19 protein-coding genes and 6 pseudogenes are annotated in these 21,214 nt (G+C 73.4%); 16 read left to right on the top strand and 9 right to left on the bottom strand.

The window, feature by feature from the left end; all coding sequences use genetic code 11:
• Nucleotides 1–306 precede the first annotated feature (306 nt).
• The 4 genes from WKH84_RS11230 (at nucleotide 307) to WKH84_RS11215 (ending at nucleotide 3,824) form a co-directional block, all read left to right on the top strand.
• A complete protein-coding gene (locus WKH84_RS11230; protein WP_341856678.1) occupies nucleotides 307–1,104 on the top strand; it encodes a sugar phosphate nucleotidyltransferase in 798 nt (265 codons plus the stop codon).
• A gap of 19 nt (nucleotides 1,105–1,123) precedes the next feature.
• On the top strand, nucleotides 1,124–2,353 hold the full coding sequence (locus tag WKH84_RS11225) for a galactokinase family protein (protein ID WP_341856677.1): 1,230 nt from the start codon (nucleotides 1,124–1,126) through the stop codon (nucleotides 2,351–2,353).
• 128 nt (nucleotides 2,354–2,481) lie between these two features.
• Nucleotides 2,482–3,372: a hypothetical protein gene (locus WKH84_RS11220; RefSeq protein ID WP_341856676.1), complete on the top strand. Its 891-nt coding sequence runs from the start codon at nucleotides 2,482–2,484 to the stop codon at nucleotides 3,370–3,372.
• Nucleotides 3,300–3,824 carry a glycosyltransferase gene (locus WKH84_RS11215; protein ID WP_341856675.1) on the top strand — a complete coding sequence of 175 codons (525 nt, stop codon included), beginning with the start codon at nucleotides 3,300–3,302 and terminating at the stop codon, nucleotides 3,822–3,824. Before WKH84_RS11220 ends, WKH84_RS11215 begins: the two co-directional genes overlap by 73 nt.
• A gap of 10 nt (nucleotides 3,825–3,834) precedes the next feature.
• Here the strand turns inward: WKH84_RS11215 and WKH84_RS11210 are convergent.
• Nucleotides 3,835–4,889 (bottom strand): annotated as a pseudogene (locus WKH84_RS11210) (adenosine deaminase family protein).
• Between the two features lie 211 nt (nucleotides 4,890–5,100).
• Nucleotides 5,101–5,568, bottom strand: a complete 468-nt coding sequence (locus WKH84_RS11205) for a hypothetical protein (protein ID WP_341856674.1) — start codon at nucleotides 5,566–5,568, stop codon at nucleotides 5,101–5,103.
• A 219-nt stretch (nucleotides 5,569–5,787) separates the two neighbouring features.
• Between WKH84_RS11205 and WKH84_RS11200 the strand changes: the two genes are divergently transcribed.
• From WKH84_RS11200 to WKH84_RS11175, 6 genes and pseudogenes are all read left to right on the top strand, one after another.
• Nucleotides 5,788–6,819 (top strand): sigma-70 family RNA polymerase sigma factor, encoded by a 1,032-nt coding sequence (locus WKH84_RS11200; protein WP_341856673.1) that lies wholly within the window; start codon nucleotides 5,788–5,790, stop codon nucleotides 6,817–6,819.
• Nucleotides 6,747–7,163 (top strand): hypothetical protein, encoded by a 417-nt coding sequence (locus tag WKH84_RS11195; protein WP_341856672.1) that lies wholly within the window; start codon nucleotides 6,747–6,749, stop codon nucleotides 7,161–7,163. Before WKH84_RS11200 ends, WKH84_RS11195 begins: the two co-directional genes overlap by 73 nt.
• The gene (locus WKH84_RS11190) at nucleotides 7,141–7,764 is read left to right on the top strand and encodes a hypothetical protein (RefSeq protein WP_341856671.1); all 624 of its coding nucleotides are present in this window, start codon (nucleotides 7,141–7,143) and stop codon (nucleotides 7,762–7,764) included. The genes WKH84_RS11195 and WKH84_RS11190 overlap by 23 nt, the downstream gene beginning before the upstream one ends.
• Before the next feature lie 451 nt (nucleotides 7,765–8,215).
• Nucleotides 8,216–8,446: pseudogene (locus WKH84_RS11185) on the top strand (sodium:solute symporter); the annotation flags it as partial.
• Between the two features lie 70 nt (nucleotides 8,447–8,516).
• A pseudogene (locus WKH84_RS11180) lies at nucleotides 8,517–8,717 on the top strand (sodium:solute symporter); the annotation flags it as partial.
• A gap of 70 nt (nucleotides 8,718–8,787) precedes the next feature.
• Nucleotides 8,788–9,717, top strand: coding sequence for a hypothetical protein (locus WKH84_RS11175; RefSeq protein ID WP_341856867.1), 930 nt, complete (start codon nucleotides 8,788–8,790; stop codon nucleotides 9,715–9,717).
• A gap of 81 nt (nucleotides 9,718–9,798) precedes the next feature.
• Here the strand turns inward: WKH84_RS11175 and WKH84_RS11170 are convergent, their stop codons facing one another.
• Together WKH84_RS11170 and WKH84_RS11165 are read right to left on the bottom strand one after the other, a co-directional pair.
• Nucleotides 9,799–10,590 carry an OBAP family protein gene (locus WKH84_RS11170; protein WP_341856866.1) on the bottom strand — a complete coding sequence of 264 codons (792 nt, stop codon included), beginning with the start codon at nucleotides 10,588–10,590 and terminating at the stop codon, nucleotides 9,799–9,801.
• A complete protein-coding gene (locus tag WKH84_RS11165) occupies nucleotides 10,541–10,732 on the bottom strand; it encodes a hypothetical protein (protein WP_341856670.1) in 192 nt (63 codons plus the stop codon). The genes WKH84_RS11170 and WKH84_RS11165 overlap by 50 nt, the downstream gene beginning before the upstream one ends.
• A gap of 515 nt (nucleotides 10,733–11,247) precedes the next feature.
• Here WKH84_RS11165 and WKH84_RS11160 point away from each other — a divergent pair.
• Nucleotides 11,248–11,949 (top strand): helix-turn-helix domain-containing protein, encoded by a 702-nt coding sequence (locus WKH84_RS11160; protein ID WP_341856669.1) that lies wholly within the window; start codon nucleotides 11,248–11,250, stop codon nucleotides 11,947–11,949.
• A 146-nt stretch (nucleotides 11,950–12,095) separates the two neighbouring features.
• Here the strand turns inward: WKH84_RS11160 and WKH84_RS11155 are convergent, their stop codons facing one another.
• The 3 genes from WKH84_RS11155 to WKH84_RS11145 form a co-directional block, all read right to left on the bottom strand.
• On the bottom strand, nucleotides 12,096–12,383 hold the full coding sequence (locus WKH84_RS11155; RefSeq protein ID WP_341856668.1) for a hypothetical protein: 288 nt from the start codon (nucleotides 12,381–12,383) through the stop codon (nucleotides 12,096–12,098).
• A 76-nt stretch (nucleotides 12,384–12,459) separates the two neighbouring features.
• Nucleotides 12,460–12,606, bottom strand: coding sequence for a hypothetical protein (locus WKH84_RS11150; RefSeq protein WP_341856667.1), 147 nt, complete (start codon nucleotides 12,604–12,606; stop codon nucleotides 12,460–12,462).
• A 252-nt stretch (nucleotides 12,607–12,858) separates the two neighbouring features.
• Complete coding sequence (locus tag WKH84_RS11145) at nucleotides 12,859–13,590, bottom strand: GAF and ANTAR domain-containing protein (protein WP_341856666.1); 732 nt, start codon at nucleotides 13,588–13,590, stop codon at nucleotides 12,859–12,861.
• A gap of 472 nt (nucleotides 13,591–14,062) precedes the next feature.
• Here WKH84_RS11145 and WKH84_RS11140 point away from each other — a divergent pair, with 472 nt between their 5' ends.
• Nucleotides 14,063–15,613, top strand: a complete 1,551-nt coding sequence (locus WKH84_RS11140; protein ID WP_341856665.1) for an alkaline phosphatase D family protein — start codon at nucleotides 14,063–14,065, stop codon at nucleotides 15,611–15,613.
• A gap of 21 nt (nucleotides 15,614–15,634) precedes the next feature.
• Nucleotides 15,635–16,411 carry a hypothetical protein gene (locus WKH84_RS11135; RefSeq protein ID WP_341856664.1) on the top strand — a complete coding sequence of 259 codons (777 nt, stop codon included), beginning with the start codon at nucleotides 15,635–15,637 and terminating at the stop codon, nucleotides 16,409–16,411.
• Nucleotides 16,412–16,551: 140 nt separating this feature from the next.
• Here WKH84_RS11135 and WKH84_RS11130 read toward each other — a convergent pair whose 3' ends face one another.
• Nucleotides 16,552–17,256 carry a hypothetical protein gene (locus WKH84_RS11130; RefSeq protein ID WP_341856663.1) on the bottom strand — a complete coding sequence of 235 codons (705 nt, stop codon included), beginning with the start codon at nucleotides 17,254–17,256 and terminating at the stop codon, nucleotides 16,552–16,554.
• A gap of 255 nt (nucleotides 17,257–17,511) precedes the next feature.
• Between WKH84_RS11130 and rfbA the strand changes: the two are divergent.
• The 3 pseudogenes from rfbA (at nucleotide 17,512) to WKH84_RS11115 (ending at nucleotide 20,837) form a co-directional block, all read left to right on the top strand.
• Nucleotides 17,512–18,399: pseudogene (rfbA, locus tag WKH84_RS11125) on the top strand (glucose-1-phosphate thymidylyltransferase RfbA).
• Nucleotides 18,399–19,414 (top strand): annotated as a pseudogene (gene rfbB, locus WKH84_RS11120) (dTDP-glucose 4,6-dehydratase). Before rfbA ends, rfbB begins: the two co-directional pseudogenes overlap by 1 nt.
• A pseudogene (locus WKH84_RS11115) lies at nucleotides 19,411–20,837 on the top strand (bifunctional dTDP-4-dehydrorhamnose 3,5-epimerase family protein/NAD(P)-dependent oxidoreductase). The pseudogenes rfbB and WKH84_RS11115 overlap by 4 nt, the downstream one beginning before the upstream one ends.
• A 28-nt stretch (nucleotides 20,838–20,865) precedes the next feature.
• On the opposite strand, the gene WKH84_RS11110 reads toward WKH84_RS11115, so the two are convergent.
• Entirely contained in the window at nucleotides 20,866–21,198 is a 333-nt protein-coding gene (locus WKH84_RS11110) for a M23 family metallopeptidase (RefSeq protein WP_341856865.1), read from the bottom strand.
• Nucleotides 21,199–21,214: the final 16 nt, after the last annotated feature.

The raw sequence follows: 21,214 nt of genomic DNA, 5'->3' as shown, positions 1-21,214 counted from the left end.
TGAGTCGTGGCGGTACAAAACTGGGCGGCCGGGCGCTCCTGCCGGCGGGTGGCCCAGCTGGCGAGCGGCCCGGCCGACGTGCGGCTCGGCCGATGCGCGACCCGGGCGACGGACGGCCCGCCCGGGTCCCGCGGTTGACGCGTCGGCCGCCTGGGCCTAGTTTGTTCGCAGCGTGAACGTTCGGCGCTTCGAGGAGGGTGCGACTCGGAGCTCATCACCCAGCAGTCCTGGTTCAACTGGTCTCTCGACGCGATCATCGAGCGGCTCGGCCTCCCGCACCGTCGCCGAGCACTACCGTCTGGGGGCATGACGATGATCGACACCGCAGTGGTCCTGGCCCGGGGGCTCGGCTCCCGAATGCGCAGGGAGGGCGCCGGCGCACTCACCCCGGAGCAGGCCGCGGCCGCCGCCTCCGGCCACAAGGCCCTGATGCCCATCGGCTCCCACCGCCTGATCGACTACTCCCTCTCGGCCCTGGCCGACGCCGGCATCCGTCGCGCCGTGCTGGTGGTCGCCCCGGAGCACGAGGAGTTCGCCCGCCACGCCCGGCGGCTCGCGCCGCGCCGGCTCGAGATCGGCTTCGCCGCCCAGGCGGAGCCCCGCGGCACCGCCGACGCCGTCGCCTCCGCCCGCGACGCCGTCGGCGAGCGGCCCTTCGTGATGGTCAACGGCGACAACCTCTACCCCCGCGACGGGATCGCGGCTCTGCTGGAGCAGGAGCGCACCACCCTGCTCGGCTTCGAGCGGACCGCGCTCGTGGAGCACTCCAACATCGCCGCCGACCGGGTGGCGGCCTTCGCGATCGTCGAGCACGAGGACGGCGCGGCGCGGCGGATCCTCGAGAAGCCGACGGCCGAGCGACTGGCCGCCGCCGGCCCCGACGCGCTGGTCAGCATGAACGCCTTCGCCTTCCAGCCGGAGATCTTCGAGGCCTGCGCCTCGATCGAGCCCTCGGCGCGCGGGGAGCTCGAGATCGTCGATGCCGTCCGCGCTCTGCCGGACGTGCGCGTCGCGCCCTTCGCGGGCGGGGTCCTGGACCTCTCGCGCCGCGACGACATCGACGAGGTCGAGCGTTGCCTGGCCGGCGTCGAGGTCGCCCTGTGAGCGCGCGGCGCGCTGGACCATGCCCGGCCGCATCGAGGTGCTCGGCAAGCACACCGACTACGGCGGCGGCCGCGTGCTCGTCTGCGCCGTGGACCGCGGCGTCACCGTGCATGCCGAGCGGGTCGACGGGCCGACGGGAACCCTCCAGGCGAGCACCGACGCCTACCCGGGCACGCTCCGCCTCGCCGCCGGCACCGCCCCGGACCTTCCTCCCGGGCACTGGGGCCGCTACGTCCACACCGTCATCGAGCGGCTGGGGGCGAACTTCGGCCCGCTGCCCGCCGCGCGGCTCACGATCACCTCGGACCTCCCTCCCGCCTCCGGCATGTCCAGCTCCTCCGCGCCGCTGACCGGCACCGCGCTGGCGCTCGCCGACCTCGCGGACCTGCCCGCCACCGAGGCCTGGACCTCCCAGATCCCCGACCGGGTGGCGCTGGCCGGCTACGCCGCCTCGATCGAGAACGGGAAGACCTTCGGGGCCCTCGCCGGACGGCCCGGCGTCGGCACCAGCGGCGGCTCGCTGGACCACACCGGCATGCTCGCAGGCCACGACGGCATGATCTCCTACGCCGAGTTCGACCCGATGCAGATCCTCGACCAGGTCGCCCTGCCGGAGGGCTGGTCCTTCGTCGTCGCCGTCTCCGGCGTGCTCGCGGAGAAGACGGGCGCCGCGCAGGCCTCCTACAACCGCGGCCCCGCCCTGCTCGGGCAGATCCTCGAGCGCTGGAACCGGGAGACCGGCCGGGCCGACGACTCGCTGCAGGGGGCGCTCCGCTTCCTCGTCCGCGAGGATCTCGAGGCGCCGCTCGCCGAGGACGAGACCCGCTGGGAGCCGCTGCGTCGCCTCGCGGCCGAGGGTGCCGAGCGGGACCGGCTGGACCAGTTCCTGCTCGAGTCCGCGGTGCTCGTGCCCCGCGCCCATCGCGCCCTGCGCGGCGGCGACCTCGACGCCTTCGCGGCCGCGGTCGACGTCTCCCAGCGCCTCGCCGAGACGCACCTCGGGAACCAGATCCCCGAGACGATCGCGCTGGTCCGGCACGCGACCGCGCTCGGCGCCCGGGCCGCCTCCTCCTTCGGCGCCGGGTTCGGCGGGAGCGTCTGGGCGCTCGTCCCCACGCCCGAGGCCGACGCCTTCGCCGCGGACTGGATGGACCGCTACCGCGCCGCGGGCACGGCCCCACCGGCGGCGAGCGCCCTGGTCACCCGCCCCGGAGCTCCCGGTCGGCGAGTCGAGCCGGTCGCGGGCTGAGTCGGTCTCGGCGGGACGAGCGGGCTGAGCCGGGCGCCCGACGGGGAGCCGACGCAGAGGTCGCCCGAATGATGAGTAGACTCCATGGTCGTGGCTGTGCGCGGAGAGCTCCGAGGTGCAGGAGCGGGATGAGGATCCTGGTCCTGACCCATTACTACGCCCCCGAGTACGGGGCTCCCCAGCGCCGCTGGTCCGCGCTGGTCAGCCGCTTCATCGCGGCGGGTCATCGCGTCACGGTCGTCGCCCCCGTCCCGCACTATCCCTCCGGTCGCCCGACGGTCGAGCAGCGGCGTGACCACCGGGTCGGCGGAGCGGAGCACGGCGCGCACGGCGAGACCGTGCCGCGCACCGCCTACCTGCCGCATCGAGGCGACATCGGGACCCGCACCGCGGACCACCTGGTCTCCGCCCTCGATGCCCTGTGGCGTCTGCGTCGACGCTTCGGCCGCCGGGAGGACCGGCCGGAGGTCATCGTCGCGACCGCCCCCGCGATCCCCACCCTCCTCGTCGGGAGACTGCTGTCCGCACGGTGGGGTGTGCCGCTGGTGGTGGAGATGCGCGACGCCTGGCCGGACCTGGTCACGCAGGTCGGCGGTGCTGAGCGGGTCGTGCCCGGGGCGGTCGTGGCCGCTGTCCGCGCCGCCGGCGACGCCGGAGAGCGGCCCGGGCGGCGCGAGGGAGCGGCCCGCGTCCTCTCCCTCGGTCGTCTGCGCAGCGGCGTCGTGGCGCTCGCCAAGCGGGTCGTGCACCGTCAGGTCACCGACTGGCAGACCGAGGCGTATGCCGTGGTCACCACCACCTCCCGCTTCGCGGACGTCTGCCGCGCGAGCGCGGGGTCTCGACTGTCCACGTGGTCCGCAACGGCACCGAGCTCTCGCGCGTCCGGGCCCAGCGGGACCATCCGCCCGGCGACCACGCCGAGCGCGGCCGCCTGTACCTGGGGAACATGGGCCGCTCCCAGGGGCTCGAGACCGTGGTCCGGGCGGCGGCGGTGCTCGCGCGCGAGGGCGTTTCGCTGAGAGTGCGTCTGGTAGGGCACGGGGTGGCCGCTCCCGCGCTCGCAGCACTCGCCCGAGAGCTGGAGGCCCCGGTCGAGGTGTCGCCTCGGACCCCGCACCGAGAGGTCGGCGCGCAGTACGCCTGGGCGGACTCGGTCGTGGTGTCGCTGCGGTCGTGGGCGCCGTTCGCCTGGACCGTCCCCTCGAAGCTGTACGAGATCCTCGCGACCGGCCGCCATGTCACCGCGCTTCTGGAGGGGGAGGCCGCGGACATCGTCCGCGATTCCGGGGCCGGGGACGTCCTGCCGCCCGAGGACGTGGCGGCGTTGGTGGAGCTGTGGCGCGGGCTGGCCGCGGACCGCTCCCGCACCGCGGTGCGGGCGAGCGGGCGGGACTGGGTGAGCGAGCACGCCGATGGCGACGAGCTCGCACGCACCTATCTGGAGATCCTGCGCGAGGTGGTCGCGGGCTGATGCGTCCCGGTCAGCCCGCTCGCCGCGCCGCCGCGTAGGCCGGACGCAGGACCTCCTCGCGCGCCGCCTCCCGCTGAGCCGCCGGGGCGAAGCCGCTGTCGAGCGCGGTGAGCGCGACCTGCTCGAGCTCGTCGACGCCCCAGTCCAGCGCCTCCGCGACCAGCGCCGTCTCGCGGGTGGTGCCGGTGCGGCTCATCAGCCGGTTGTCGCTGCTGAGCGCGAGCGCGAAGCCGGTCGCGTGGAGGCGGCCGACGGGATGCTCCGCGATCGTCCGGGCGATCCCGGTCTGCAGGTTCGAGCTGGGGCACACCTCCAGGCAGATCTGCTCCCGGTGCACGCGCTCGGCGACCGGACCGAGGGCGTCGCCGCCGTCGGCATCGAGGTCCTCGACCAGGCGCACTCCGTGGCCGAGCCGCTCGGCGCCGGTCTCCAGCGCGTCGGCGATCGAGGCGGGGCCGTCGCCCTCCCCGGCGTGGAGGGTGACGCGCGCCCCTCGGCCCGGGCGCGGGCGAACTGCGCACCGAAGCGGGAGGCGGGGAAGCCGGCCTCGGGGCCGGCGAGGTCCAGCCCCACCACTCCCGCTGAGCCGACGGGCGCCCCGGGGCGCGGGCCGTCGGTGCGCCGCGCGAGCGCGATCTCCACCAGGTCGTCGCCCGGCTCGAGATGGCGCAGGTAGCACAGCAGCTGGCCGACCACGATCCGGCCGCCGCGGGCCTCGACCGCCGCGACGCCCTCGTCGAGCCCGTCCTGCACGGCCTGGACCGCCTCGTCGAGGGACAGTCCGCCATCCGTGTGCTGGTGCGGCGCCCAGCGGGTCTCCGCGTACACGACCCCGTCGGCCGCCATGTCCTCCACGAACTCGCGCGCGATCCGGCGCAGGTGCGCCGCGGACTGCATGAGCGCGACGGTGCGCTCGAAGGTCGAGAGGTACTCGGGCAGCGATCCGGAGTCCGCGGCGTCGTGGAACCAGTCGGCGACCTGCTGCTCGGTGACCCGCTCACCGGTGACCTGCTGCGCGTCCGGACCCGGCGGGTCGATCCCCAGCTCGCGGCACAGGTCGATCACGGTCGCGGGGCGCGACCCGCCGTCGAGGTGGTCGTGCAGGACGACCTTGGGCAGGGAGCGGACGAGGTCACGGGGCGCGGCATCCCCGCAGGATACGCGGCGCGAGGAGCGGGCCGGCCGGGCCCCTGTGGCGGCCCGGCCGGCCCTTCCCGTCGACCCCGGCGGATCCCCATCCAGAGGCCGGGTCGACGCTCCGGTGCGGAAACGCCCGTCAGGAGGCGGCGTCCTTGCGGTAGCCGTTCGCCATCAGGTGATCGGCGAGGCCCTCGACGTCCGTGATCGTGACGGCGGCGCGGCGCAGGTCTCCGACCAGCGCTTCCGCCGCCGGGGTGCGGACCGGCGGTGCGAGCGCGGCCTCGAGGGCCCGGTCCAGCGCCTCGCGGGTCGCGGGGTCCGCCTCGCCGGACAGGCCGTTCTCCTGGGCGAAGGCCTCCCAGGCCCTCTCGCGCATCTGGTCGGTCAGGCGCATGCCCGCCTGCGAGGTGCGGCGGACCAGGGCGGAGAGGGTCCCGCCCTCGACCTCGAAGCCGCGGTCCACGACGGACCGCACCACATGGGTGGGGAAGGGGCCGACGGTCACCTCCTCGGCGCCGCTGGTGCACGTGATCCACGTGGACTCGTCGCGGATGTAGATCGTCAGGGCGTCCCCGTCGACATCCGTCAGCTCGATATTGCTCATGACTCTCCGCAGGTTCAGGGCCGGGCGCCCACGGTGGGCGCCCGATCATTCCACGCGCCGGCACCCGGTTCGTGACGCGCGGCGCCGGATTCGTGACCCACTGGTGACCTTCTTCACAAATAGGACATACTTGGACAAGTTGACCGTGGTCCTCCTGAGGGCCGTCGGCGACGTCACCGGTGGAGCCGCACGTCGCGGCTCCGAGAAGGGAAGGGCCGAATGATGACGGAGTCGGAGTCGGAGTCGGAGCCGGAGCCTGGTCCTCGCCGCCGCGGCGGCGCCTCCGAGGCGCTCTCCGAGGACGCCCTGCTCGATGCCGTGCGCGCAGGTGATACGGGCGCCTATGCGGAGCTGTACCACCGCCATCATCACGAGGCGCCGCGGCTGGCGCGGAGCCTCCCCGGTCATCACGACCCCGACGACGTCGCGCAGGAGGCGTTCTTGAAGATCCTCAAGTCGATCCTGCGAGGAGCGGGCCCGCGCCGCGGCTTCGCGCCCTATCTCATGCGGGTGGTGCGCCACGAGGTGGTGGACCGCGGTCGCCGCGCCCACGAGGACGCGGTCGAGGACCTCGAGCGCGCCGCGCCGGGCCGCCTCGTCTCCTCCGACGGCGTGGACGAGCCGCTGAATCGCCAGCTGGTCCGCACTGCCTTCGCTCGCCTGCCCGAGACGTGGCGGCCGGATCCTGTGGCTGACCGAGGTCGAGGGGGAGACGCCCCGCGCCCTCGCTTCGCAGCTGGGTCGCAGCCCGAACGCGATCTCCCAGCTCTCGCGCCGGGCGCGCGAGGGGCGCGCGCCGCCTGGCTCGAGGCCCATCTCGACACCGCCGACGCGTCCCCGCTCTGCCGCGACACCGCCCGGGATCTCGACGACCTCGAGCGCGGCCGCCTCACGCCCGCCCGGGCCGCGGGCGTCGAGCGGCATCTCGCGGCCTGCCCGCGCCGCGCCGCCGCGCGTGAGGAGCCGCGCGGCCTCGCCGTGCAGATGCGCTCGGTGCTGCTGCCGGTGGTGCTCGGCTCGCCGTTGCTGCTCGAGCACCTCACCTCGGACGTGGCCGCCGTCGGCCCCGCGGCCGACGGGGTTCCAGCACCGCGCACCGCGCCGCGCGCCCTCGAGCCGGTCGGGGCCGGGGAGGCGGTCTCGGCGCTCTCCGGTCCGCGGTCTCCGCCCACGCGGGGGTGCTCGCGACCGCCGGGGCGATCGCCGCCGCGGTCGTCGGCGGCATGGTGCCGCTGGACTCCTCGAGCGTGAGCGGCCCGGTGCTGGGCGCCGCGGCGACCTGGACCGACGAGGACGAGCCCGCCGACGGCGAGGGGACGACGGCCGGCCAGGCGCAGGACGATGCCGTGACGACCGCCTCCCCGTCCTCCCGGCGTGGCACGGGAACGGCGGGGGCAACGCGCGCCACGGCCGACGGCACCGCCACCCCGGTGCAGGTCCCTGCGGTCGGCGAGGACCAGGCGGGCGAGACGACGACAGCGGCCGGGACCGCCGACGAGGACCCCGCGCGCGCCCGACTCGCCGACCGGTCTCGCACCGTCCGGGGCGGGGCAGGAGACCGGCGACCCCGACGTGCCGCAGGCCCCGACGGGTGATGCGCGCGAGGACGGTGCGGCCGGCGCGACCGATTCCCCGGACTCTGCCGACGGTGACGGCCCGACCGGGGGCTCCGCGACGGGCGGCACTCCGACGAGCGACCCCACGACCGGTGAGCCGACGACCGGTGATGCCCCGACGGACGGCTCCTCGAGCGGCGAGACGCCGACGGGCGGCTCCCCGACGGGCGGCGGTACGGCGGACGACCCGGAGAAGGACCCGGAGACCCGCCCCACCCCGCCGGACCGTCCCGCCCAGGTCCCGCTGCCCGGCCTGCCCCGGCCGACCCTCCCGCCCGGGGACACGGACCCCGAGATCGTGGTCGGCGAGGGCGCCCTCGGAGGGCCCGGCGGCGGCACCTCGACGGAGGGCACTCCCGTCCAGGACCGCTCCGGGGGCGGCACCGGTGGCAACAGCGGGCAGATCATCATCAGGCCGATGCCGCCGCAGCGAGGGGTCCGGTCCCGGGCCCATGCCGCCGCCGGCGTCGCAGGGCCCGGGAGTGCTGATACCGCTCCCGACCGCGCCGCCCAGCGACTCCCCGCCGCCAAGCGACTCCCCGCCGTCCAGCGACGGCGGCGGGGAGACCGGCGGCGGTGAGAAGCGCGAGGAGGGCTGACCCGCGTCCGGCTCCGTCGGCCGGGCCCGCCGGTCGGGCCCGCCGGTCGGGCTCGTGTGCAGGCCCGGCCCGGGCGCGCGGCGGCCTTCGGCCGGCGAGGCGGAGGATGGACAACGGCTGGGTGACCTCACGGACCTCGTCCTCGGTGACGCCGGGGGCGGGTGCGGACGAGTCCGTCGGCGGTGATGTCGAGGACGGCGAGCTCAGGAGGGCAGGGGTGCCCCGCCGCGTGAGGCGAGGTGCCCGCCGGACAGGAGCCGGGCGCTCGGCCGTCGGGGGCCGCGGACCCGGCATCGTCCCGGGCTTGCCCCGTCGGCCCGGGTGTGAACCAATAGACGGCCGTGCCCCGCGTCGTTCGCGCCGACGGATCGTCCGCCGACCGCCCGACACCGCGGGGCCGCCGTCGACAGCGGACCTCGAAGGAGAGCGGACATGCAGACGATCGACCTGCTGGTGATCGCGGCCTATCTGGTCGCCACCGCCTGGCTCGGCCTGAAGCTCAGCGGGAAGCAGACCGGGCTGAAGGACTACTTCCTGGGCGGGAGGGACCTGCCGTGGTGGGCGGTGTGCCTGTCCGTCGTCGCCACCGAGACGAGCGCCCTGACCGTCATCGGGATCCCGGTGATGAGCTACCTGGGCAACCTCTCGTACCTGCGGCTCGGGCTCGGCTACATCCTGGGCAGGGTGGTGGTCGCCTTCTTCATCTTTGCCGCCGCGCTACTACGACGGCGAGATGGTCACCGCCTACGCCTACCTCGGCAAGCGGTTCGGGACGAGCACCCAGACCACCGCGGGGGTCACCTTCCTGATCACCCGTCTGATGGCCGACGGGATCCGGGTGATCGCCGCGGCGATCCCCCTGAAGGTGATCCTCGACGGGCTGGGAGTGGACCTCTCCTACTTCGCGATCACGGTGATCCTCTCCGTGGTCACGATCCTCTACACCTTCATCGGCGGTATCACCGCCGTGGTGTGGGTGGACGTGGTGCAGATCTTTGCTCTACGTGGTCGGCGGCCTGATCGCGATCATCATCGTGGTCTCGTCGATCGGCGCCGGCTGGCTGGGCGCGGCGGCCGAGGCCGGCAAGACCCAGGTCCTCGTGTGGTCCGGCGACCCGCTCAGCGGCGATGACACCTTCCTGGTCTCCGTGCTCGGCGGCGCGGTGTTCGCGATGGCCTCCCACGGCTCCGACCAGCTGGTCGTCCAGCGCCTGCTCGCCTGCCGCTCGAAGGCCGAGGCGCAGAAGGCGATCATCGTCTCCGGCGTGATCGTCACCGTGCAGTTCGGGGTCTTCCTGCTGGTGGGGCTCGCACTGTGGGGCTGGTACGGCGCCGCCGCCCCGGCGGAGCTGGGCCTGACCCGCGACGACGAGATCTTCCCCCTGTTCATCGTCGAGGAGATGCCCACGGGGCTGTCCGGGCCGCTGCTGGCGGGGATCCTCGCCGCCGCGATGTCCACCCTGTCCTCCTCGCTGTCCGCGCTGAGCTCCTCGACCGTCACCGACGTGGTCGCGAAGGCGCGTCGCACCCCGCTCAGCGACGCGGAGGGCCTGCGGATCGGCCGCTGGGCCACGATCTGCTGGGGCCTGGCCTTCATCGCCCCGGCCACGATCTTCCGCTCCGACGAGGGCGACATCGTGGTGCTCGCCCTCGGCGTCGCCGGCATCACCTACGGCGGGTCGCTGGGCGCCTTCGTGCTCGGGATCGTGAACGGGCGGGCCCGGTCGGCCGACGCGAACATCGCCTTCGTGCTCGCCGTGGCGGTCAACGCCTTCTTCTTCGTGATGGAGAAGTACGTGATCGGCGAGGTGTGGGTCGCCTGGCAGTGGTACCCGCTGCTGGGCGTGCTCGTCACCCTCGCGGTCGGCGGGGCGCTGTCGCTGCGGCACCGGGGTGCGCAGTCGTCGGAGGCGGCGGGCGACCTCCGGTCGTGAGGGGCGTCGGCGTCGCGGGGATCGCGCCGGCGTCAGCCGTCCCGATCGGGCCGGGGAGCCGTTGACGCGTCCGGTGCCTCGTCACGACCGTGCCCGGGCGCGGCCTCCCGCACCCCGGGGATCGGGGTCGTGCCGGAGAACTCGGACGCGAGGGCGTCGACGCCGCGTTGAGGATGCGCTCGGTCGAGCGGCTCGCCGCCGCCGCTCCCGGGTCGCGTCGGGGTCCAGGCCCAGGACCCGGGCACGATCGGAGGCGAGGTCGGGGTCGCTCTCTCCGTCGCGGTTGAACGACCACATCAGCATCGGGTCGCCCAGGGGGAGCGGATGCCCGCCTCCCGTGTCATGCCGTCCGGTGTGCCAGGTGTGCCAGGTCTTCCCGTACGAGTTCACGAGCTCGGCCATCAGCCGCTGCTCCGCGAACGCCGGCAGGCCCGGAGCGATCAGCTGGCCGGAGAGGATCTCGTAGTTGTGCGGGTGCCAGTAACTGCGCTCCTCCTCGGGGAGGGTGTCGAACAGTGACTCCGAGACGATGTACTCGATGCCGATCAGATTCGCCTCGGAGGTGTTGCCGTCGAAGAGGACGCACTGGATGAGGTCGTCGTCGACGACCTTGCAGTAGTGATGGGCCTCCATCTGCATGTCCGGCGAGTCCTTCGCAGGATGGAAGCCGACGAGGTAGGCGTCGAACCCGCGCGCGGGGCGGCGGACTGGAGGGCTCTGGCGCCGAGCTGGAGCGCGGCGAACTTGGGGCCCTTCGCGGTCCCCGGGGGACGCAGCGGTGGGGGTCGTTGCGGGATGCCGATGCCCATGGGCCCTCCTCTCCTCAGTCGTTCGGCTCGCCCTCGGCCTGGGAGGGCCGGCGGGAGCTCGGATCGTCGGGCTCGGTGCCGGACTGGGCGGCGTCGGCTTCCTCAGCGGCGCCGCTCGAGGGCTTCTCCTCCTCCTGCGCCTCGCCCTCCGCCTGGGAGGGGCGGGCCGGGTTCGGGTCGATGTGCTCGTGCTGGTTCTCGGTCATCGTGCTGACTCCTGTCGGTGTCGGGTCGTCGTGTCGGGCAGGGGCGGGGCGTTGTGGACGCGCGAGATCCGGTACAGGCCCAGCGAAGATCGCCCCCGAGCGGTGCCCGCTGGTCCTCAGCGCGTCGACGCCGAGGTGAGGCAGAGGGGGGACGGTAGGGAACCGGTCGGCCCGACCTCCGCCGGGTCTCTCGGAGTCGTGCGCTGTCTCGCACGCTACGCATGCACTCGGTCGCTGAGAAGGACACGGACCGATCGGATCGTGGCCGGGTCGGACGTGCGCAGGAAGGACCGGCGTGGACGGCGAGTGGGCGCGCTGACCGGTCATCGGCCCCGGGAGTCGCGAGCGTCCGTGCAGGTGATCGCGGAGAACGGGCTACATCCGGGCGGATATGCAGTAATCTTCAGTCACGGCGTCATGACACCGCTCGCGGTCGGCGCCTGCGCCAGCCAGGTCGTCGGTCGCCGCCTCGGCCCCGCGGGACCACAGATGAGGAGAACGATGTCTGCACAAGGATGCACGGTCGACAGTGCGGAGGCCCCGCCGCCCATCGCGAAAGGGCCGGGCGCCACGACGTCGGCGAGACCGGCAGGGGAGGAACCCCCGAGATCCGCACCGGTGCTCGAGGGCGCCGTGAGGAGATCATCGACGGTGCAGCGGAGATGTTCGCGGACCACGGCTACCACGGCTCCAGCCTGCGCGAGATCTCGAAGCACATCGGTATCTCCCACTCCGGGATCTTTGCACCACTTCGACTGCAAGACCGCGCTGCTCGACGGCGTGATCGACCGACTCGAGGAGCACGCCCAGAGCGCCCTGGACCGCGCTCCGGAGCCGCGCGCGAGCCGGCGTGCGCGCTGCAGGGGCTGGTCGAGCTCTGGCACCCCGCTGCTCTTCCCATTCGTCTGCTCGCCACGCTGGACGCGGAATCCGTCAGCGAGGACCACCCCGGTCGCTACCGGATGGCCAGGTCGCGGAAGGTGCACGAGCACATCCTGGAGGACTGCTTCACGAGCTTCGCCGAGCAGGGACTCCTGCGTGCCGGAACGGATGCGGCTTTCGCGGGCCGCGCCCTGTTCGCCCAGGTGCTCAACCTCGCCGTTCGTGAGAAGACCGTGCGACCGCTGCAGCACCGCTCCCATGACGATGCGCCGCTGAAGGACCTCGCCATGCAGGTGGACATCTTCTTCCTCGAGGAGCGACTCTCGGCAGAGTGACGACGGTGTGCTCCTGGGCCGCACTGCCCTCGACCACGTGACTCAGCGGTCGTCCCGATAGCGGTCGGAGAGGGCGCTCTCGTCGGCGCCGAGAGCATCGAGGGCGGAGCCCAGCCCCGACGGCATGTCGAGCCGCACCACCTGGTTCACCGCACCGAACCGGCCGAGGCGCGACAGAAGAACGCCGCCGCCGTCCGATCCACCTCGACTGCGAGGAGCTCCCCGGTGGCGTCCTGACCCACCAGGATCTCTCCCTCGTCGACCGAGTAGGGTTCGCCGGCACGCGGCTCGAGTTCATGCCTGCCGCATATCTCGTACTCGAAGCTCCCGGCGGAGTACCACGTCTGCGGTGGTGCCGTGCATCGACGGACCTCGCATCTGCGCGGGAAGATCTCTGAGTTCTGGTGCTTGTGAAGTGTCATGAAGGCCTCCACTCTCCCCGGTCCAGAGGTCCGCGGACGTTCGGAAGGGTAGGCCTGCCTTCCGGCACGGGACGATGAGCGCCTGCGGTCAGCCCGTGTCGCGGTGCGGCAGGCCTCCCTGCTCCTCGAGCCCGAGCGCGCCGCCGATGGCGAAGGAGATCGGTGCCCACTCGCCGACGAACAGGCCCCACCGGTCGGCCTGTGCGCGGGAGTCCTCGGCCTTCATCGCCGACATCCCCCATGCGGCGGAGGGAGAGGCCGATGGAGACGAGGCCGGCGGCGTACAAGTGGTTCGCCATCACGCCCACCTCCTCGAGGAGGCGATGTTCGGAATCTCGGTTAGTGCATACCACCCTGGCACGCTCGGGCCCCGACCAGAAGGGGCCGGACCGATCGTATGGATATCGAGCGTGCGGTCGACCACCACGTGGTGCCCGGTCCGGAACCGCATGCCGTCCGCGCCCCTCGGGCACCCGCAGGAGCCGTCCTACGCGCGGAAGTGGTTCTCGAGGTAGTCCGGGTCCAGGGACGAGACGAGCTCGACGGCGAGATCGCGGAGCTTGACGTTGCGGTGGTTGGAGGCGTCCTTGAGGATGCGCGTCGCCTCGGCGTGGGTGCGACGGTTCTGGCCCATGATGATCCCCGCCGCGAGACTGATCACCGTGTGGGAGCTCATCGCCGCGTGCAGGTCGTGCTCGGCCTCGCGATGAGAGGCGAGGCGGATGGCGAGACGCAGGGCGCCCGAGGCCCGGTCGACCTCCTGCTGGATGCTCGCGATCACGTCCGCCTCGAAATGGTGGGGCGCGGGGGAGTAGACGTTCAGGCCGGCCCAGGCATCGTCGTCCACCTCGAAAGGGACGCCGAGGATGGAGCGCACGCCCTGTTCCGCGCCCGCGGGGAGATAGTCCGGCCACCGCGTGTCCTCGCGCACGTCGCCCACTCTGATCACGGTGTCCTCCCGGATCGCCGTCATGCAGGGCCCGTCGGTGAAGCTGTTCTGCGGCTCGTCGAGGGCTTGCGCCTCGAGCCCGGAGGCCGCGGCGGTGCTCGCCTTCCTCTTCCGCAGCAGAGTCACCGCGCACCACGCCGGGGCGTCGCCATCTGAGATCTCCCGAGCGAGCATCGCGGTGAAGTCCTCGAGGAACGCGGAGATGTCGTCGCTGTGCAGGAGAAGATCCTGGAGCTCCTGTCGATCCATCGCGACTACGTCATCGGTCATCTCGGCTCCGTTCTCGCCGTGCGGGTGATCGGCCGTGGCCCGGGGCGACCGACGGTCTTCACATCAACGGTACATTCGCGCGAGGCAGGCCGCCCGGGGCGGCGCTGCAGGGGGAGCCAGATGGTGCGCGAGCGGCCTGAGCGGGTTCGGCCGAGTGGTCAGCGCACGCCGGACGATTCCTCTGTGCGGACAGTTCTCTCGGGGTGACCCGCACCGGATCGTGCACCACCGGCGCGTAGGACGCGCGCGCGTCGAGCTGACCGCCGCCTGACGACGTCGCCAGATCCTGACTGTCGGCCTCTTCTACGCCCACTACGGGATCGGCTGAGTACACCGGGGCCCTGAGCACGCTGTGTCGGGAATCGGGTGAGGCGTTGCGGGATCGTCCGACCGATGTTCGCCGCGATTCATCCCGCGTCCATGTGCGACGGAGACGGTGAAGGGGCACCACTGCCCCCGACCGGGAGTCCCCATGCCCAGCGCGCCCACCGCCGCCCCCGTCAGCCGTCGCCGCCTGCTCCAGCTCAGCGGCGCCTCCGCCGCCATGCTCGCGCTCGGCATCGACGCCCCCTCCGTCGAGGCCGCCCCGCCGCCGGGGACCGAGGGGATGTTCTCCCTCGGCGTCGCCTCCGGCGCCCCGCGACCCGACGGGGCCGTGCTGTGGACCCGTCTGGCCCCGGAGCCGCTGGCCGAGGACGGCCACGGCGGGATGCCGCTGAAGGAGGTGACGGTGCGCTGGGAGGTCGCGACCGACGAGGACTTCCGCGGCATCGTCGCGCATGGCCGGGCACTGGCCCAACCCGGCCTCGCCCACTCCGTGCACCCGCGCGTCGAGGGGCTCGAGCCCGGCACCGAGCACTTCTACCGCTTCCGGGTGGGTCGCGAGCTCAGCCCCGTCGGCCGCTTCCGCACCCTGCCCGCCGCGGGCGAGACCCCGGAGTCCTTCTCCTTCGGGCTCGTCTCCTGCCAGGCCTGGTACCACGGCCACTTCACCGCCCACCGCCACCTCGCGGCGGAGGAGGACCTCGACCTGGTCGTCTTCGTCGGCGACTACATCTACGAGTACGGCATCACGGAGACGAACCTGTGGCGCCAGGGGGCCGCGGTGGGCGAGGCGCATCGGGTCGAGATCGAGACCCTCGAGCAGTACCGTCTGCGCTACGCCCTGTTCAAGTCCGATCCGCACCTGCAGGCCGTGCACGCCCGCGCCGCGGCGGTCGCCGTCTGGGACGACCACGAGGTGCAGAACAACTACACCGGCCCCCTCTCCGACACCGGCATCGGCGAGGAGGACTTCGCCCACCGGATCGCGGTCGCCTATCGCGCGTTCTACGAGAACATGCCGCTGGACGTCGCCGCACTGCCCGAGGGCCCGGACACCGACATCACCGCCGGCTTCGACGTGGGCACCCTCGCCCGCTTCTCCCTGCTGGACTCCCGCCAGTTCCGCGACGCGGAGCCGGCCGACGCCGCCGAGCAGCGGCGCGAGGACCGCACCATCCTCGGCGCCGCGCAGGAGGAGTGGGTCGGGGAGCGGCTCGCGAGCTCCGAGGCGACCTGGAACCTGCTCGCCAACGGCGTGGTGCTGGTGCCGATCAACGAGAAGAGCACCGACATGTGGGACGGCTATCCGGCGGCCCGCCGGCGCCTGCTCGCCCAGATGGCCCAGGCGCAGAACCCGGTGATGCTCACCGGCGACATCCACAAGCACGTCGCCGCCGAGATCCCCGCCGACCCCGACGGCCCGGGCGAGGAGCGCCTCGGCGTGGAGCTGGTGTGCACCTCGGTCGCCTCCGACGGCGACGGCGCCGAGGACGCCGGCACCCCCGAGACCTGGACCCGGCACGACCACGTAAAGCTCTACGACGGCCGACGCGGCTACGTCCACGTGCGCCTCACCCCCGAGGAGATGTTCTCCAGCTTCCACGTCGTGGAGTGGATCGAGGCCGACGACACCGCCCCGAAGCGACTCACCGCCCGCTTCACCACCCCCGCGGGCGATCCCCGCCTGATCCCGGCCTGAGCCGGACGAAGGAGCACCGCCATGAGCCCGCGCCCCGCCGCCGTCACCGGCCTCGCCGCCGAGCCCGCCCTCGCCGCGATCACCCTTTCCTGGGACTCGCTCGGCTTCGACCCGCTGATCGACCACTACCGCATCTACGGCCTGCCCGGCGGGACGGCCCCCGACACGGCCGACGAGTCCGCGCCGCTGGCCAAGACCGTCTACCCCCGCTTCCGGCACACGGGCCTGGCCGTCGCCGGCGAGACCTGGACCTACGTGGTCTTCGCCGTCACCGACGCCGGGGAGCGGGGTGAGCCCTCCGCCCCGGTCACCGCCGCTTCCGAGCCCTCGGTCACCGCGACCGGGACCCCGGTCGCGACCATCGGGGACTTCGACGGCCGCACCCTCGAGCACCTCCTCGCCCCGGCCTCCTACGCGCAGATCCCCGAGCGGTTCCCCGACGCGCTGATCGAGTACACGGACGGGACCGACGCACCCGGCGAGGCCTGGCCCTACCTGCTGCCCGGCCCGGGCGACGGCTGGGCGGGGAGCAAGGCCTACCGCGCCCGCTGGACCGTGACGCTCGAGTCCGCGCCGAGCGAGGACCACGACCTGGCTCTCTGGCTCGTGGACACCACCCGCCTCGGCGGACTGCGCGCGCATCGCGGCGAACGGCGAGCACGTCACCGATCTCGAGCGCCGGTCGGCGCGACCCGCGGCTCCCGCGAGGGCGACGCGACCGTGCCCGGCACGGCGCGCGCCGCGCCCTGCTCGAGCCGCCCGTCCCGGCCGCCGCGCCGCAGGAGGGGCAGAACGTGATCGAGCTCGAGCTCGCCGAGGGCGGCTGGGTCGCCTGGGACGCGCTGGGGCTGTTCGCGCGGGGGTGAGACCGGGCGGCGCGGGGCGTCGTCCGCGGCGTCTCCGCCGCCGAGCGCCCGGCCCTGCTCACCGCAGCATGATCAGCTGGCGCGCGACACGGCACGTGCCCGCCCAGCGGCGCGATCGCGCCGTCGGCCAGCACGACGAGGCCGGCCAGGGCGAGCACCACCGCCAGCACCGTCTGCGGCATGCGGCGCCGCGGCGCGAACACCTCGAGCACCCGCGCCACGATCTGCTCGTGGCGGCCGACCGCGGCGGCGACGATCACCGTCGCCAGCGGCGGCTGGTAGACGAGGTTCCACACCACCAGCGGCGCGATCCGCGGCGTGAGGTCTTTGCTCCTGGGACGCCATCCCCACGGCGATCGTGAAGGCCGGATCGGCCAGCGCGGTCCCGGCGAAGGCCACCCCGCCGAGGACCAGCGGGACGGTGGCCAGGCGCTTCGGCGCGGCCCTCTCCTCGAGCGGCCCGTGCGGTCCGGGCGGCGACGCGGCGCGGAACTGGTGCACGCCGAACCCGATCAGCGCGAGGCCCACGACCGCCTCGACGGCGCCGATCGCGCCGTTCGACTCCAGAACGGGATGCGACCAGCGCCCCAGCAGGGTCAGCGGCGGGTGCGGCACGAGCGTCGCCGCGACCACGACCGCGACATACCCCGCGGCGAAGGCCAGCAGGTGACGCATCGTGCCGCCCCGCAGCAAGATCCCCATCGCGAGCACCCCGCCGAGCACGTCCATCGTCACGACGGCGAGGCCGAGGAAGGCGAGGAGGCCGGCGAGGGTCATGGGGGCCAGCGTAGGACGCCGCGGGAACCGGAACGACCGGACGACCTGCACGGACCGGGGTGGGGGAAGCCCCCGGGGCGATGCACCTGCAGGGCGGCCGCACGGGGCCCACGGAGGCGTCGGACCTCCGTCCTCGGGGGCGCCCGCACGACGTCCTCGAAGGCGTCGGCGCCCGTCGGCCGCGCCGCCTGCCGTGTCGGCCACATCCCGCGGAACGGACGAAGGATTCCGCCTCTCGCCTGCCAGAATGGGCACATGCGCGGAATCATCCTCGCGGGCGGCACGGGCTCCCGGTCGCACCCGCTCACCCTCGGCGTCTCCAAGCGGCTGATGCCCGTCTACGACAAGCCGATGATCTACTACCCGCTGAGCACCCTGATGCTCGCGGGGATCCGGGAGATCCTGATCATCACCACCCCCGAGGACCAGGCCGCCTTCCAGCGCGTCCTCGGCGACGGGTCCCGCTTCGGGATCGAGCTCGAGTACACCGTCCAGCCCTCCCCGGACGGCCTCGCCCAGGCGTTCGTGCTGGGGGAGGAGTTCCTGGACGGGCAGCGGCGCGCGCTGATCCTCGGCGACAACCTCTTCTACGGCCAGGGCATGGGCACCCAGCGCGCCGCTACGCGGAGGTCGACGGCGCCGCGGTGTTCGGCTACTGGGTCAGCGACCCTCGCTCCTACGGCGTGGTGGAGATGGGCGAGGACGGCCGCGCGCTCTCCCTCGAGGAGAAGCCCGCCGCGCCCCGCTCGAACCTCGCCGTGCCGGGCCTGTACTTCTACGACCACACCGTCGTCGAGCGGGCGAAGGCGCCGCGGCCCTCTGCCCGCGGCGAGCTGGAGATCACGGACCTCAACTGCGGCTACCTCGAGGACAGGCGGCTGCAGGTCGAGGTGCTCACCCGCGGCACCGCCTGGCTCGACACCGGCACCTTCGACGACCTCGCCGCGGCCGGCGAGTTCATCGCCACCGTCCAGAAGCGGCAGGGCCTGTCCATCGGCTCCCCCGAGGAGGTCGCCTGGCGGATGGGCCACCTCTCCGACGAGGAGTCGCGCGCGACCGGGCGCGCCCCTGGTAAAGTCCGGCTACGGCCGCTACCTGCTCGACGTCCTCGACCGCGAACGCGTCCCCGGAGGTTCCCGCTGATGTCCCCCCACCTGCTCGTCACCGGCGGTGCCGGCTTCATCGGCAGCAATTTCGTCCACCACGTCCTCGCGCACACCGACGCGCGAGTGACCGTGCTGGACAAGCTCACCTACGCCGGCTCCGCCGCCTCCCTCGCGGGGCTTCCCGAGGACCGGGTGCGCCTGGTCGAGGGCGATGTCGCCGATGCGGCGCTGGTCGAGCGACTCGTCGCGCCGCTGACCGGCGAGGGCGACGCGATCGTGCACTACGCGGCCGAGTCCCACAACGACAACTCCCTGGCGGACCCGTCCCCGTTCCTGCACACCAACCTCACCGGCACCTTCACCCTGCTCGAGGCGGCGCGGAGGCACGGCACCCGCTACCACCACATCTCGACCGACGAGGTCTACGGCGATCTCGCGCTGGACGATTCCGAGCGGTTCACCGAGACCACCCCGTACAACCCCTCCAGCCCCTACTCCGCCACCAAGGCCGGCAGCGACCTGCTGGTCCGCGCCTGGGTGCGCTCCTTCGGGGTGCAGGCCACGCTCTCGAACTGCTCGAACAACTACGGCCCCCGCCAGCACGTGGAGAAGTTCATCCCCCGCCAGATCACGAACCTGATCGATGGGATCCGCCCCCGCCTCTACGGGAAGGGCGAGAACGTGCGCGACTGGATCCACGCCGACGACCACTCCTCCGCGGTCCTGACGATCCTGGAGAAGGGCCGGATCGGGGAGACCTACCTGATCGGCGCCGACGGGGAGAGGAACAACCTCGAGGTCGTGCGGATGCTTTGCTGCGGCTGATGGGGCGGGAGGCCGACAACTTCGACCACGTCACCGACCGTCCCGGCCACGACCTGCGCTACGCGATCGACTCCACCAAGGCGCGCGAGGAGCTCGGCTGGGCCCCGGCCTACCCGGACTTCGCCGCCGGCCTCGCCGCGACCGTCGACTGGTACCGGGAGAACGAGGACTGGTGGCGGGGCCAGAAGGTCGCGACCGAGGCGAAGTACGCGCAGGTGGGCCAGTGACCGCGCCGCCCGTCGTCCACGAGACCCCGATCCCCGGCCTGCTCGTCGTGGACCTGCCCGTCCACGGGGATGCGCGAGGCTGGTTCAAGGAGAACTGGCGGCGCGAGAAGATGCTCGCCGCCGGGCCGCCGGACTTCGGCCCCGTCCAGAACAACATCTCCTTCAACCAGGCCCCCGGCGTCACCCGCGGCATCCACGCCGAGCCCTGGGACAAGTACATCTCCGTCGCGACCGGGCGCGTGTTCGGCGCCTGGGTGGACCTGCGCGAGGGCGACTCCTTCGGCGCCGTGTTCTGGCACGAGATCACCCCGGAGGTCGCGATCTTCGTGCCCCGCGGGGTGGGCAACGCCTTCCAGACCCTCGAGGCGCCCTCGGCCTACACCTACCTGGTCAACGACCACTGGTCCGCCGCCGCGCAGTCGCAGTACACCTTCCTGAACCTCGCCGACGAGACCGCCGCGATCCCCTGGCCGATCCCGCTCGCGGAGGCGGAGCTCTCGGAGAAGGACCTGAACCACCCGCGCCTGGCGGACGTTGCCCCGGTCCCGCCGCGCCGCACCCTCGTCGTCGGCGCGAGCGGTCAGCTGGGGCGCGCGCTCGCCGCGCGCTGGCAGGGGCGGGCCGACGTGGACCTCGTCGGCCGCGACCGCCTGGACCTCGCATCCGCGCAGTCCGTCGCCGCCTTCGACTTCCGCCCCTACGGCACGATCGTCAACGCCGCCGCGCACACCGCCGTCGACGCCGCCGAGACGCCGGAGGGCCGGGCCGAGGCCTGGGCCGTGAACGTCGACGGCGTCGCCCGGCTCGTCGAGGCCGCCCGCGCCCAGCGCGCCGCCCTCGTCCACGTCTCGAGCGACTACGTCTTCGACGGCACGGCGGAGGTCCATGACGAGGCGGAGCCGCTGACCCCGCTCGGCGTCTACGGGCAGACCAAGGCCGCCGGCGACCGGCTCGTCGCGACCCTGCCGGAGCACTTCGTCGCGCACCAGCTGGGTGGTGGGGGAGGGGAGGAACTTCATCGCGACCATGGCGAGCCTCGCAGAGCGCGGCATCGACCCGAGCGTGGTCGACGACCAGATCGGCCGGCTGACCTTCACGGACGACCTCGCCGCCGCGATCGAGCACCTGCTCACGGTGCGGCCCGAGCCGGGGATGTACAACCTCAGCGCCGGCGGGGAGCCGACGAGCTGGGCCGGGATCGCGCGCCAGGTGTATGCGCTGACCGGCCACGACCCGCGCCGCGTCACCCCGGTGCCGACGGCCGAGTACTACGCGCGCCCAGGGGAGGGCTGAGGGCGACGGCACCATCGCGCCGCGCCCCCGCGACTCGGTGCTGGACCTCGCGAAGATCGAGGCGACCGGCTTCGTCGTGCGGGACCAGGCCGAGGCGCTCGCCGCGCACCTGGGAGTCGTCGCCCGCTGAGCCGGGACCGACGGGCACCGTGCCGGTGTCAGCGGGCGGCGCCCTCCGCGACCGCGGTGAACAGCTCCTCGTTCGCGGGCACCCCGGTCCGCACCGCGCCCTCCTCGTCGAGATAGCGCCAGGTGAACGGCACACCCTTCGCAGTGGTGATGTCGGGCCCGTCCATGAGCTGGACGTGGACGTGCGGATCGGAGGAGTTGCCGGAGTTACCGCACTGCCCGAGCACCTGACCGGCCCGCACCCGCTCACCCGCCCGCACCGTGGGCGAGCCGCGCCGGAGATGGGCGAGCACCGCGACCGTCCCGGCAGGGACGTCGGCCCCGTCGTCGGGGGCCTCCCCGCTCCCGGCCGCGCCCACCATGACGTGGTTGCCCAGC

It is taken from the genome of Brachybacterium sp. GPGPB12 (assembly GCF_038396325.1).
In the GTDB taxonomy this organism is placed as follows: Bacteria; Actinomycetota; Actinomycetes; order Actinomycetales; family Dermabacteraceae; genus Brachybacterium; species Brachybacterium conglomeratum.
Note: the sequence above shows the minus strand (reverse complement) of the source record. Positions and strands in the feature narration are given on the sequence as shown.

Excerpts from the sequence above, each read along its gene's own strand:
- WKH84_RS11230 (WP_341856678.1), top strand. The coding sequence starts at position 307 with ATGACGATGATCGACACCGCAGTGGTCCTGGCCCGGGGGCTCGGCTCC.
- WKH84_RS11225 (WP_341856677.1), top strand. The coding sequence starts at position 1,124 with ATGCCCGGCCGCATCGAGGTGCTCGGCAAGCACACCGACTACGGCGGC.
- WKH84_RS11220 (WP_341856676.1), top strand. The coding sequence starts at position 2,482 with ATGAGGATCCTGGTCCTGACCCATTACTACGCCCCCGAGTACGGGGCT.
- WKH84_RS11215 (WP_341856675.1), top strand. The coding sequence starts at position 3,300 with ATGGGCCGCTCCCAGGGGCTCGAGACCGTGGTCCGGGCGGCGGCGGTG.
- WKH84_RS11205 (WP_341856674.1), bottom strand. The coding sequence starts at position 5,568 with ATGAGCAATATCGAGCTGACGGATGTCGACGGGGACGCCCTGACGATC.
- WKH84_RS11200 (WP_341856673.1), top strand. The coding sequence starts at position 5,788 with ATGATGACGGAGTCGGAGTCGGAGTCGGAGCCGGAGCCTGGTCCTCGC.
- WKH84_RS11165 (WP_341856670.1), bottom strand. The coding sequence starts at position 10,732 with ATGACCGAGAACCAGCACGAGCACATCGACCCGAACCCGGCCCGCCCC.
- WKH84_RS11160 (WP_341856669.1), top strand. The coding sequence starts at position 11,248 with ATGCACGGTCGACAGTGCGGAGGCCCCGCCGCCCATCGCGAAAGGGCC.
- WKH84_RS11150 (WP_341856667.1), bottom strand. The coding sequence starts at position 12,606 with ATGTCGGCGATGAAGGCCGAGGACTCCCGCGCACAGGCCGACCGGTGG.
- WKH84_RS11145 (WP_341856666.1), bottom strand. The coding sequence starts at position 13,590 with ATGACCGATGACGTAGTCGCGATGGATCGACAGGAGCTCCAGGATCTT.
- WKH84_RS11140 (WP_341856665.1), top strand. The coding sequence starts at position 14,063 with ATGCCCAGCGCGCCCACCGCCGCCCCCGTCAGCCGTCGCCGCCTGCTC.
- WKH84_RS11135 (WP_341856664.1), top strand. The coding sequence starts at position 15,635 with ATGAGCCCGCGCCCCGCCGCCGTCACCGGCCTCGCCGCCGAGCCCGCC.
- WKH84_RS11130 (WP_341856663.1), bottom strand. The coding sequence starts at position 17,256 with ATGACCCTCGCCGGCCTCCTCGCCTTCCTCGGCCTCGCCGTCGTGACG.
- WKH84_RS11110 (WP_341856865.1), bottom strand. The coding sequence starts at position 21,198 with ATGGTGGGCGCGGCCGGGAGCGGGGAGGCCCCCGACGACGGGGCCGAC.